This is a genomic window from Pseudoalteromonas sp. SR41-7 (genome assembly GCF_014163935.1).
Taxonomy (GTDB): domain Bacteria; phylum Pseudomonadota; class Gammaproteobacteria; order Enterobacterales; family Alteromonadaceae; genus Pseudoalteromonas; species Pseudoalteromonas distincta.
In genome coordinates, this window is sequence record NZ_JACJEF010000002.1 from 77,574 (window position 1) to 90,547 (window position 12,974).

The following is a 12,974-nucleotide window of genomic DNA, read 5'->3' on the forward strand; positions in this document are numbered from 1 at the left end:
ATGCGTAATTGGTTGTCGGTTATAAGTGTAGTGGTTGCTCTTTGTTTATTGTTTCCTGGTATTACAAAACCAGTATTAACAATAGAGGGCAACATAGATAAATCAAAATTAGCGCAAGCGGGCATTGAAATGCTTGCTGAAGAGGGCGATGGTCGGACTCGTAGCATGCTAATGATGTTCTCGAATATGCTAGGGCTTGATAAGTTAGAGGGCGAGATCAGCGCCTATAACAAAACACAAAGTATTTTAGGCACAGTTCAAGAGCTTGCTAGTAATAATAATTTATTTGTAGCTGCTTTAGTGGGGTTGTTTTCTATTGTTATTCCAAGCTTGAAGCTGCTATTACAATTGCTTTATTGTTGCCTACCTTTGAATGGGTTGAAGCAAAAGCTCGGTCTGGTTATTTGTGCATTAAGTAAGTGGAGCATGGTTGATGTATTTGTTATTGCATTAATAGTGACTTACCTAGCAGGTAACGCTCATGGTAAAAGTGGTGAGCTACTTGTTATGAATACACAATTTGGTGAGGGCTTTTGGTATTTTAGCGCATATTGTATATTTGCAATTATAGCGAGTAACTTAATTAAAACACCTGATAAACCGCAGTCTACATAATTAAAGTATTTGTGGTTGCCGTTAGGTTATCTTACAATCATTTTAAAATTTATTAAAAGGCATAATGTTGCAACGTTTTTACTCTAGTTTACTCATGATAACTTTACTGCTCACTTTTGTGGGTCAGGCAGTTGCGTCTGTAGCTATGGTATGCGAAATGCCACATTTGCCAATGAAAACAGCAACGCATGCCCAAATGCCAATGACACACAGTAGTGATGCAACAGCTGTTGCTAGCATGTCTGAAAATATGATGCAGATGGATTGTTGCGACGACGAAAGTACGCCACAAAATGATTGCAAATGCCCTATCAGTGGCTGCGCTGCTAATTCAATGCTTAATGTTGATACTTTATTTAGCGTTACTTTACTTGAATCTGAAAAAGTAAATATAAGTGTATTTACTACACAAATTAATATACCTCGTTCACTTTACCGCCCTCCTATGTCTGCTTAATAGCAGGATAGGTGTAATATCAATTTTATTGAAAACATGCTCATTCTAGGAACTAAATACCTCTCTAACTGCGTTAAAAATTACTTATATAAAGCAACTATACTGCGTAATTTTTTCCTTGTTATAGAGCAATTTTCCTACCGCAATAATAGATCATTAATTCAATGCAATTGATATAAAAGGTTTTTGTAAAACTCCTAAACACCTTTTTTGCTTCCTAATTTAAGAATTTCTTTTATTTTTAGATGGAGCAGGTGATGAACCACGCTGTAAGTATTAAAGCCGTATTATGTAGTGTTGTGTTTTTTAGCACAGCTGTTAATGCGCAAAACAATTCAAATAACCTAAATATCGATACGCTAAAGCAAGCCCGCAATGAGCAAACGCTTAGCTTAACGCAAGCGCTTAATTATGCACTAACGCATGAGCCATGGCTAAAAGCGAGTGGCTACCAAGAAGATGCCGCAATAGCACAAAGTATTGCCGCAGGCACCTTACCCGATCCTGTTTTAACGGTTGGCTTACTTAACTTACCTACTAACGGTTATGCGTTTGATCAAGAAGGGATGACGCAGCTTAAAGTCGATTTGAGCCAAAAGTTTAGCCGAGGGAATAGTTTAGCGCTTAAACAAAAGGCATTAGCTCAGTTTGCTCAACAATATTATTGGCAGCGCGCCGATCGCTTAGCACAAGTAAAAGCAATTGTGATTGAGTCGTGGTTAAACGCGTATCGTGCTCAGCGAAGTATTGCTTTAATTGAGCAAGATAAAGGGCTATTTACTCAGCTTATTGAAGTTACCGAAGCAAGCTACGCAAGTACCTTAGGTAAAACACGCCAGCAAGATATTATTCGTGCGCAATTAGAGCTCACTCGCCTTGAAGATAAGCTGGTTATGCTTGAGCAGCAATTTGAAAGTGCTAAAAACCGTTTAGCACAGTGGTTACCTATGAATATGCTTATGCAGCCCTTAAATGCCGAATTTACTAAAACCACAGGGCTGGTTGATTTTGCAAACCTTGAATTTGATAAATTAATACAGTTGCTTATGGCGCATCCCGCAATTATTGCGATAGAAAAAACCGTCACCGCAAAGCAAACCGAAGTTGCACTCGCCAAGCAAAGTTACAAACCTCAAATGGGCGTTAATGTGGGTTATGGTTACCGAGATGAAACGCCTATGGGGGAGTCGCGAGCTGATTTACTTTCAGTAGGATTTAGCATTGATTTGCCATTGTTTACTGATAACAGACAAGATCAACAGGTTAAATCGGCTATTGCTAGTGCAGAAGCTACTAAAACACAAAAGCTGGTGGCGCTTCAAAAACTCAAAGGCATGTACTTTAAGGAGTTTAGCCAACTCGCTCGTTTGCAAAAACGCGATGCGCTTTATCAAAATACGTTATTACCGCAAATGTCAGAGCAATCTCAAGCAACACTTAATGCTTATACGCGCGACGATGGGGATTTTTCTGACGTGATGCGCGCGCGCATTGGTGAACTTAACGCCAAAATAGACGCGCTTAATATTCAAGTAGATCAGCATATTATTACCGCTCGCCTTAATTATTATGCAAGTAGCTTAGACCCCCAAGTAATGAGCGATAAAACTGGAGAATTACATAATGAATACTAATTTAAAGTTACTTGTTGCTGCCTTAGTTGGTGCGGTCGCATTTGCGTTAATTGGCGCCTTAGTGATGCAGTTTTTACCTAGCAGCTCGGCAATGAATGAACAGCAAAGTGCTGAAAAACAGCCCTTATATTGGGTAGCCCCTATGGATAGTAATTACAGGCGTGACGCGCCAGGACTATCGCCAATGGGAATGGATTTAGTCCCTGTATATGAAAACGATAGCAACGCTCAGGATGGACCAGGTGCAGTAACTATTTCGCCTGCAGTCATCAATAACTTGGGTGTAAGAACTGCCAAAGTAGAGCTTAAAACACTTCACAGCGATATAAATACTGTGGGTTATGTGCAATATAACCAAGACCAACTTATTCACATTCATCCGCGTGTAGAGGGCTGGATTGAAAGTTTATATGTTAAAGCGCAAGGTGCACAAGTTAAAGCCGGTGAGCCTTTATATACTTTGTATTCCCCACAATTGGTGAATGCACAGGAAGAATTTTTACTGGCGGTTAATCGTAATAATACCGTGTTAATTCGCGCTGCAAAGGCGCGTTTAGAGTCGTTAAATGTGTCTGATGGATTTATCGAGCGCTTACAAAAAAATAAAAAGATAATGCAAAATATTACTTTTTACGCAAAGCAAAGTGGTGTGGTAGATGAGCTAACAGTACGAGAGGGCTTTTACGTTAAACCAGGCACATCAATGATGAGTATTGCTCAGCTTGATGAAATTTGGGTAGAGGCAGAAGTGTTCGAGCGCCAATCAGAACAAGTTAGCGTTGGTTTACCTGTAACAATGACGCTTGATTACTTAAAAGGTCAAAAGTGGGAAGGTAAGGTTGATTATATTTACCCCGCGCTTGATGCTAAAAACCGGACTCTGCGTGTAAGACTCAGGTTTGAAAATGCAGATCATCGGTTAAAACCAAATATGTTTGCACAAGTGAGCATTCACGCTAAAGCGAGTAAAGCGCAATTTACAGTCCCTAAAGAAGCGGTAATTCGCACGCAGCATCAAAACCGTGTGGTTATTGCATTAGGTGAGGGTCGTTTTAAATCGGTAGAAGTCGAAGTTGGGCAAATTAATAGTAATGAAGCGGTCATTTTGTCAGGTGTAAAGACAGGTGACACGGTAGTGACCTCAGCGCAATTTTTAATAGATTCTGAGTCAAGTAAGAGCTCCGACTTTAAACGAATGGAAATACCTAGTTCTGGTATCAGCTCGGATTCTGATTCAGGCTCTAATATGAACATGGATATGCAGCCACAAAGCGCCACGGTTAACGGCACTATTAATGCCATAGATACACAAAATCGCATTATTAATATTAGCCGAGAAGCCATTGAAAAATGGAATCGAGAACCCGCCACAATGGACTTTGTATTAGCGCCAGATATTGATATTACCAAGTTTGAAAATGCCCAGTATATTAATTTTACTTTTAGCATTATTAATGATGAATTTGTAATTACTAACGCGCAAAACGCAGAGCCGATTGATCATTCTACTATGCAACCTATGCAACCTATGCAACCTATGCAACACAGTTCTCACTAGGAGCCATTATGATAACTGCCATTATTCGCTGGTCTGTTGGCAATCGCTTTTTTGTGTTGTTGCTTACATTAATTTTACTGGGTGGAGGATTGTTTGCACTAAAAAATACGCCCGTAGATGCCTTGCCTGACTTATCTGATGTTCAGGTCATTATAAAAACCACTTATCCGGGGCAAGCGCCGCAAGTAGTGCAAGACCAAGTTACATTTCCGCTCACCACTGCAATGCTTTCTGTGCCGGGTGCACAAACTGTAAGGGGTTTTTCGTTTTTTGGTGACTCGTACGTTTACGTTATTTTTGATGAAAAAACTGATTTGTATTGGGCTCGTAGCCGAGTACAAGAATACCTAAGCCAAGCAGCAAACCGATTGCCCGATAGCGCTACGCCAGAGCTTGGTCCTGATGCAACAGGCGTAGGTTGGATTTACTTATACGCACTAATTGATAAAACAAATAAACACGATATTAGTCAGCTACGAAGCTTACAAGATTGGTTTTTAAAGTTTGAGCTACAAACCGTACCAGGAGTCTCTGAAGTGGCTGCTGTTGGTGGCATGGTTAAGCAATATCAAGTTAATGTTGAGCCTGATAAATTACGCGCATATGGTATTCCGCTTAGCCTTATTCAAACCGCTATCCAGCAAGGCAACCAAGAGATGGGCGCCTCAGTAGTTGAAATGGCTGAAGCTGAATACATGGTAACAAGCACAGGCTACATTAAAAGTGTTGCCGACCTAGAAGCTATTCCGCTTGGCGTAAACGCTAATGGTACTGCGCTGCAATTGCGTGATGTAGCTGATATTAGAGTCGGGCCGCAAATGCGCCGTGGTATTGCAGAGCTTAATGGCGAAGGCGAAGTGACCGGCGGCATCGTTATTATGCGCTATGGCGAAAATGCACAAAAAACTATTGAGCTGGTAAAAGCAAAATTAGAATCGCTTAAAAAGGGATTACCAGAGGGCGTTGAAATAGTCCCTGTGTACGATCGCTCCAACTTAATAAATAACGCAGTAGATAATCTAACAAGTAAGCTAATTGAAGAGCTGATTGTAGTTGCTTTAGTGTGTGTGGTGTTTTTGTTTCATGTGCGCTCATCATTGGTGGCGATTATTACGTTACCGCTTGGGATTTTAACGGCATTTATAATTATGTATTGGCAGGGGATTAACGCCAACATTATGTCTTTAGGGGGAATTGCAATAGCGATAGGCGCAATGACCGACGGCGCTATCGTCATGATTGAAAATATGCACAAACATATGGAAAAAACGCCACTTACCAACGAAAACCGCTGGGAAGTTGTGGCTAAATCGGCGAGTGAAGTGGGTCCTGCATTATTTTTTAGTTTATTAATTATTACCGTCAGCTTTATGCCGGTATTTATTTTAGAAGCGCAAGAAGGGCGTATGTTTGCGCCACTGGCTTACACTAAAACCTATGCTATGGCGGCGTCTGCTGGGCTTGCAATTACCTTAGTGCCGGTATTAATGGGTTACTTTATTAGAGGTAAAGTTATTTCGGAGCAAAAAAATCCAGTTAACCGATTACTCGTCGCAGCGTATCGCCCACTACTTAACTGGGTGCTTAAATTTCCAAAAATGACATTGGTACTCGCGGTGGTTGTTTCTGTTATTGGCTTTTACCCGGTAAACAAAATAGGCAGTGAATTTATTCCGCCACTTGATGAGGGCGACTTAATGTATATGCCCACAACGTATCCTGGTTTATCGGTAGGTAAAGCGCGCGAAATACTACAGCAAACCGACAAGCTAATTGCCACAGTACCTGAGGTTAAAACAGTATTTGGTAAAGTTGGGCGAGCAGAAACTGCAACAGATCCTGCGCCGCTTACAATGATAGAGACGTTTATTCAGCTAAAACCAAAAAACGAATGGCGCGAGGGTATGACGCTTGAAAAACTTAAAAAAGAACTCGACGGTTTGGTTAAGTTTCCGGGGTTGACGAACGCGTGGGTAATGCCAATTAAAACACGTATTGATATGCTCGCGACCGGTATTAAAACCCCTGTGGGTATTAAAGTTGCGGGACCAAAGTTGAGTGAAATTCAAAAAATTGGTCAACAAATAGAAGTGTTATTGAAAGATGTGCAAGGCACTGCATCGGTTTACTCAGAGCGAGTAGCCGGTGGACGTTATATAAAAGTAGATATAAATCGTGAAAAAGCCGCGCGCTATAGCTTAAATATTAGCGACATACAGCAAGTTGTATCTACTGCAATTGGTGGTACAAACGTAACTCAAACCGTAGAAGGGCAAGAGCGCTACCCAGTTAATTTGCGTTACCCGCAAGCATACAGAGACTCGCCAGAAGAGCTAATGCTGTTACCCATTGTAACGCCTACAGGGCAGCGTATAGCACTTGGTGATGTAGCCAATGTATTTATTGAAGATGGACCGCCTGGTATAAAAAGCGAAAATGCACGTTTAAACGGTTGGAGTTTTATTGATATAGATGGCGTTGATATTGGTACTTACGTTGAGCACGCTCAGCAAGTGCTCGATAAGGACCTAATACTACCTGCTGGCTACTCAATTACGTGGACTGGGCAGTATGAATACATGCAGCGCGCTAAAGACAAACTGACTTATGTATTACCACTTACATTAGCGATTATTATTGTGTTGCTTTATCTTAATTTTAGAAGCTTTGCTGAGGTCACTATTATTATGGCTACTTTGCCACTGGCAATGATTGGTGGCGTATGGCTAATGTATTTAGAGGGCTTTAACTTTTCAGTTGCAGTGGGTGTAGGTTTTATTGCCTTAGCTGGGGTAGCGGTAGAAATTGGGGTCATTATGTTGGTGTATTTAAACCAAGCCTATCAAGAAAAATGCATCGAAGCAGAGCAGGCAGATAAGCCACTTAGTTTAGTGCAATTACAGCAAGCTATTATTGAAGGTGCAGGGCTTCGAGTACGCCCGGTTATGATGACTGTCGCGACAATTATTATTGGCTTGCTACCTGTGCTGTATGGCACAGGCACCGGAAGCGAAGTAATGAGTCGAATAGCTGCACCTATGGTTGGCGGTATGGGCAGTGCAATTGTACTCACCTTACTTGTTATTCCTGCGGTTTACCTACTGTGGCGCAAACAAGGACTTAAATAATATAAAGCAACAAGACGATAGAGCAGTGCGGTTACTACCCACGCATTGCTCTATAAAAATTACCTATAATTTGTAAGTTATTCTATTAAATTGCTAACTAATATCCATTTTAAAATTAACCTTCTGTTTTTAAATGGTTTTTTAATTGGCACGCTTTACGCAGTGTAGTACCTATACAGTCAACTAAGTAAGGAATGCACATGCAAGTTAAAACAATTAAAGAGGTATACGATTGGACCGTTTTGTTTCATACGCAAATGGCGGCTAATTTTCATAGCGTAAAGGATTTACTCGATGAACATAATGCAATGCTGGTGGACTACTACCTAAATTACGAAAAAAAACTCGCTGAAGATTTAGTCGGGTTTAAAGCGATAACCGAAATAAATACGCTCGATACGTACTGTTATGAATACTTTGCTAAAAATCCTGAGCTAATTACTTTCGAAGACATTAGTAAAGACCAGCAATTTGATGAGAAAGTTATTCAAGCTTATTTATCAGAGCAGCATCAAAAGGTAATTGAATTATACGAATACTTACTTGAGCGCGCTGAAACTCAAAGTGGCCAAGAAAAGCTGCAACAAATACTAGAGCTGGAAAAGCAAGGTATAAAGCAAATGATGCAAAGTACGAATCGTCATATGGATATGTAGCTTTATAAGATAACTATTCAAAATAGCCGATGCTTGCATCGGCTTATTTTATGTCTGCGTTAAATAACCCGCAGAGGGCTTTGATAAACTGGCTAAAATAATATGCGTGTCAACAGTGTGGCACGCACCTAGGGAGATCAAACTTCTTCTGTATCTACAATTAAATCACTTGTTATTGATTCCAATGCTTCAATGACTTCATCTTTATTCATACCATTGGGTAAAGTAACGGTAGCAACAGCGCTAAAAATAGGCACCCCCCAATTAGGCGCACTTTGCTGCCTTGAATTTAAATGAGTAATGTTAGCGCCTTTGTGGCGTATTACACTCGCCAACTCTTGAACAATACCTGGGCGATCGTTACCTGTTATAACCAGATTGATTTGTTCTAATGTTGATGGTTCAATTTCTGTGTTTCCGGTTTCAATTCGAACGTCTAACTTAGGTAACTTATTTAAAGCGCTTTGTAGTGATTGAAAGTGCTCCTCAGCAACTTCAAGTTGAATAATACCTGCAAAATGACCTAATAAATGGCTTAAGTTACTGCTTAGCCAGTTGCCATGATTTTGTAACACGACGGATGAGATACTCTCTACTAAACCAGGGCGATCTTGCCCTAGAATAGTTATAACCAACTGCTTCATAAATAATTCTCTTTTTAAGCCCAAAGAAAGTAAATGCATAGGCATTAAGTGTATTGTCTAATCTAAATTGTGTATTGTTGCACTTTTATAAGTCGTTGATTTTAAAATAATAAAATTGAATTTGGTTGTGTTGACTATACGCGGTATTAATAGTCATTCTTATTTAGTAAGTACTCTTTTAGTATTGACCTCGATAAATGCTTTGTCCAATTATTTTATAATTTAGTTCACTTAAAAATCATCTATATGAGACTTATTTAGCGATTTTCTTCGCTAGTTTTATTTAAAACCGTTTTAACGTGCTTATTATTACTGCTGTAACATTACTGTCATCTTGATGAAATATAATTTATAGAACGTTAAGATTTAAGGGTGTTTTGATGACTTCAAATCCGAATAAACCGACTTTTAATACGGATCGAAGCCGTCTATTTAAAGATCGGTTTGCCAAATTTGGTATAACCGCAGGTGGGATAATGGTATTGGTAGCACTGCTATTAATATTCTTTTACCTTCTTTATGTAGTACAGCCAATTTTTGAATCAGCAAAAGTAGAAAAACGCGATAGCTTTCAGGTCGCTAATTCGCAGCAAATAGCAGGCCTAGGTGTAGAAGAGCAAACTGAAGTTGCTTATTTACTCAGTCAGCAAGGTCAGGTTGATTTTTACAGTGTGCAAGATGGCAGCTTTGGTAAAAAGCTTAAAACATTAAACGCCGAGCTACCAAGTGATGCAACAAGCTTTGCAACTAGCGCGCCTTTTCAAGGGTATTATGCGTTTGGTTTAAAAGATGGCACTGTAATGGTCGTAGCACCTAAATTTTTGGTCACCTTTCCTAATAATGAGCGTAAATTAACGCCTCGTTTAGACTTTCCTCTTGGGGAAATGGCTTTGGAAGTAGATGAACAAGGCTCAGCTATTAAACGCTTTGCATTTAGCCACTATGAAGACAGAACAGCTGTTGTCGCACTTACAGAAGACAAACGGGTGCTGTTTAGCAGTTTTGTTGCTGAAGAGAATATGTTTACTGGCGAAGTTGAGTGGGTTGTTGAGCGCACAGAGCTAGATGTTGAAGGGCGTGTAGATGAGCTATTAATGTCGCCAGATACAACCCGTACTTTTGTACGTTCTGCTAATCAAGTTTACGTATACGATACACGTGACCCAAGTGATGTAGAGCAAATTCAGCTACTTTCAGCTAACGAAGAAAATGCCAATATTGTATCTGCACAATTACTAGCAGGTGCAAACTCATTAATGCTTGCCAATGATAACGGCGAAGTTTCGCAGTGGTTTGAAGTTAACACTGACACTGGCCGCGAATATGAAAAAATACGTTCATTTGAAACGACTAAGCAAAGTAAATTAAATGTATTTACAGAGTTCTACCGTCGTACTTTTTTTACGACCAGCAGTAACGGTGAGCTTGGGGTGTACTACACAACAAGCGAAGCAAAATTATGGCAAGGTAAAGTAAGTGAAGGCGCAATACAAAACTTTGCAATTTCACCGCGTTCAAATGCTGCATTAATTTTGGCGGATAACAAACTAACAGTATTAGAAATACATAACGAGCATCCAGAAGTCACTTGGTCAGCGCTTTGGCAAGAAGTGTGGTACGAAGGTTACCCAGAGCCAGGTTATATATGGCAGTCAACATCAGCCAGTGATGACTTTGAATCTAAGTTTTCATTAGTGCCAATTTCGTTCGGTACATTAAAAGCAGCCCTTTATGCGATGTTATTTGCAGTGCCTATTGCGCTTTCGGCGGCAATTTACACGGCATACTTTATGTCGAGTAAATTACGTAAGGTAGTTAAGCCTACTGTTGAAATAATGGAAGCATTACCAACCGTTATTTTAGGTTTTTTAGCCGGTCTTTGGTTAGCTCCTTTGATAGAAGAGCACTTACCTGCAATTGTTGGGTTACTCATATTATTACCTTTAGGTATGTTAGCGACAGGTTTAGCTTGGACTAAATTACCAACCAAAATCCGTCATCGAATTCCTGAAGGATCTCATTCAATTATCCTTATTCCGGTCGTTTTACTTATTGGCTGGTTTTCGTTTGCGATGAGTGAATTTGTTGAGCTTTGGATGTTTGACGGCAATGTACGTCAGTACTTAACAAATGAGCTAGGTATGACATTCGATCAACGTAACTCGCTGGTTGTAGGTATTGCGATGGGGTTTGCAGTTATTCCAACTATATTCTCAATTGCAGAAGACGCCGTATTTAGTGTTCCAAAGCATTTATCAAATGGCTCATTAGCATTAGGTGCAACGCAGTGGCAAACACTAATACGTGTTGTATTACTAACAGCAAGCCCTGGTATTTTCTCTGCGGTAATGATGGGACTTGGCCGCGCCGTTGGCGAAACCATGATTGTACTTATGGCAACGGGTAATACACCTATTATGGATTGGAGCATCTTCCAAGGTATGCGTACGCTTGCAGCAAATATTGCAGTTGAAATGCCTGAGTCAGAAGTAGGTAGTTCGCATTACAGAATATTGTTCTTAGCGGCCTTTGTACTATTCATATTCACATTCATTTTTAACACAGTCGCTGAGTTTGTTCGCCAGCAACTGCGTGAAAAATATAGCTCAATGTAAGCGGAGAGACATGACATGGTAAAGCAGTGGTTTAAGTCTGGTTCTCCTTGGATTTGGATGACCGGTGGTGCAGTGAGCATCAGTTTAATTTCAGTTCTAGGCTTATTAGCAATGATAGCCTGGAAAGGATTAAGTTTTTTCTGGCCTTCAGAAGTTGTGCAGTTTGAACTTGAAGGGTCAATTTCAAAACAAACCGTTATTGGCGAAGTTTATGACCGTGAATTAGTACCAAAAACGCGTTTAGCCGCGACAGGTATTGACGTTAGCGGATTTGAAAAAGAAGAAATAGAGCGCTTACTTATTAAAACAGGTAATCGTGAGTATGTAGATTTAGACTTTCGTTGGATATTAGAAACCGACATTAAAAATAAAACAACGCCTGCAACGCTTGCTGTATTTGAGCGTAGTAAAAACGGTAATTTTTATGGTTATGTTGAAAGTGTAATTAAAGATGGTAAACCAGTCGAAGGCGATAAAATTGAAGCTCTACATGAACTTGTAGAGCGTGCCGTGGATTTAAACGACGAAGCACTTGATTTACAAAATGGTGACATTGGGCATATTAACTATGAGCTTGAGCGTCTTCGTTTAAAAGAAAAGGGCTACTTACTAGATAACGCACTCACTGATGAACGTGTTGCTGAGCTTGCTCAAGAGCGTGCTGAATTACGTGCGCAGTATGGTGTACTTGAAAAAGATTTATTTGCACTACGTAAACAAGCTAAACGTGACCACGTAACTGTAAAAGATATGCGCGGTGAAGTAGTTACGATTCCAATGTATCAAGTACTTGATGTTTGGTTTCCAAATGATATGGGCTTTTTTGCAAAGCTAGGGCACTACTTTGTGCAGCTAGGTAAGTTTGTATCTGATGACCCACGTGAAGCAAATACAGAGGGCGGTGTTTTCCCTGCTATATTTGGTACTGTGTTTATGGTTATGCTGATGGCTGTAATAGTGACGCCGTTTGGTGTTGTTGCTGCAATTTACTTACACGAGTATGCCGCTAAAAATGCAGTCACTAAGATGATTCGTATTGCGGTGATTAACTTGGCCGGTGTGCCTTCAATTGTGTACGGTGTGTTTGGCCTCGGCTTTTTTGTATACATGTTAGGTGGTAGCTTAGACCAATTATTTTACCCTGAAGCGGCACCAACGCCAGTATTTGGTACGCCAGGTGTAATGTGGTCGGCGTTAACGCTTGCTATATTAACTTTGCCAGTTGTTATTGTATCGACTGAGGAAGGCTTATCTCGTATTCCAAGTACCGTACGTGACGGTTCACTAGCGCTTGGCGCAACAAAGGTTGAAACGTTATGGCGCATAATTATTCCAATGGCAAGCCCTGCAATTATGACTGGTTTAATACTGGCAGTTGCGCGTGCTGCAGGTGAAGTTGCACCATTAATGTTAGTAGGCGTTGTAAAAATGGCCCCTACATTACCACTTGATGGTAACTTCCCGTATTTTCACTTAGATAGAAAGTTCATGCACTTAGGCTTTCATATATACGATGTTGGCTTCCAAAGCCCTAATGTTGAAGCGGCACGTCCGCTGGTATACGCCACTGCCTTTTTATTGGTGTCGGTGATTATTACCCTAAACATAACGGCCATTGGTATACGTAACCATTTACGTGAAAAATTCAGATCGCTTGAACACTAATT

9 protein-coding genes are annotated in these 12,974 nt (G+C 40.3%); 8 read left to right on the top strand and 1 reads right to left on the bottom strand.

The features are described 5' to 3' along the window. The 6 genes from H5092_RS03065 to H5092_RS03090 all read left to right on the top strand — a co-directional run bounded on the left by H5092_RS03065 (position 1) and on the right by H5092_RS03090 (position 8,048). On the top strand, positions 1–615 hold the full coding sequence (locus tag H5092_RS03065) for a paraquat-inducible protein A (protein WP_024595825.1): 615 nt from the start codon (positions 1–3) through the stop codon (positions 613–615). A gap of 94 nt (positions 616–709) precedes the next feature. Next, the gene (locus H5092_RS03070) at positions 710–1,072 is read left to right on the top strand and encodes a hypothetical protein (RefSeq protein ID WP_240915895.1); all 363 of its coding nucleotides are present in this window, start codon (positions 710–712) and stop codon (positions 1,070–1,072) included. Between the two features lie 257 nt (positions 1,073–1,329). Then, a complete protein-coding gene (locus H5092_RS03075) occupies positions 1,330–2,706 on the top strand; it encodes a TolC family protein (RefSeq protein ID WP_182732886.1) in 1,377 nt (458 codons plus the stop codon). Next, entirely contained in the window at positions 2,696–4,264 is a 1,569-nt protein-coding gene (locus tag H5092_RS03080; RefSeq protein ID WP_182732887.1) for an efflux RND transporter periplasmic adaptor subunit, read from the top strand. Before H5092_RS03075 ends, H5092_RS03080 begins: the two co-directional genes overlap by 11 nt. 8 nt (positions 4,265–4,272) lie before the next feature. Beyond that, on the top strand, positions 4,273–7,392 hold the full coding sequence (locus H5092_RS03085; RefSeq protein ID WP_182732888.1) for an efflux RND transporter permease subunit: 3,120 nt from the start codon (positions 4,273–4,275) through the stop codon (positions 7,390–7,392). 200 nt (positions 7,393–7,592) lie between these two features. Further along, positions 7,593–8,048 carry a hypothetical protein gene (locus H5092_RS03090; protein ID WP_002957844.1) on the top strand — a complete coding sequence of 152 codons (456 nt, stop codon included), beginning with the start codon at positions 7,593–7,595 and terminating at the stop codon, positions 8,046–8,048. A 137-nt stretch (positions 8,049–8,185) separates the two neighbouring features. Here H5092_RS03090 and H5092_RS03095 read toward each other — a convergent pair whose 3' ends face one another. Beyond that, a complete protein-coding gene (locus tag H5092_RS03095) occupies positions 8,186–8,692 on the bottom strand; it encodes a glycine cleavage system protein R (protein ID WP_002957843.1) in 507 nt (168 codons plus the stop codon). A gap of 380 nt (positions 8,693–9,072) precedes the next feature. Here H5092_RS03095 and H5092_RS03100 point away from each other — a divergent pair, with 380 nt between their 5' ends. Both H5092_RS03100 and pstA read left to right on the top strand, forming a co-directional pair. Further along, positions 9,073–11,307: an ABC transporter permease subunit gene (locus H5092_RS03100; RefSeq protein WP_024597535.1), complete on the top strand. Its 2,235-nt coding sequence runs from the start codon at positions 9,073–9,075 to the stop codon at positions 11,305–11,307. A 15-nt stretch (positions 11,308–11,322) separates the two neighbouring features. Continuing rightward, entirely contained in the window at positions 11,323–12,972 is a 1,650-nt protein-coding gene (gene pstA, locus H5092_RS03105) for a phosphate ABC transporter permease PstA (RefSeq protein ID WP_002957841.1), read from the top strand. Positions 12,973–12,974 lie beyond the last annotated feature (2 nt).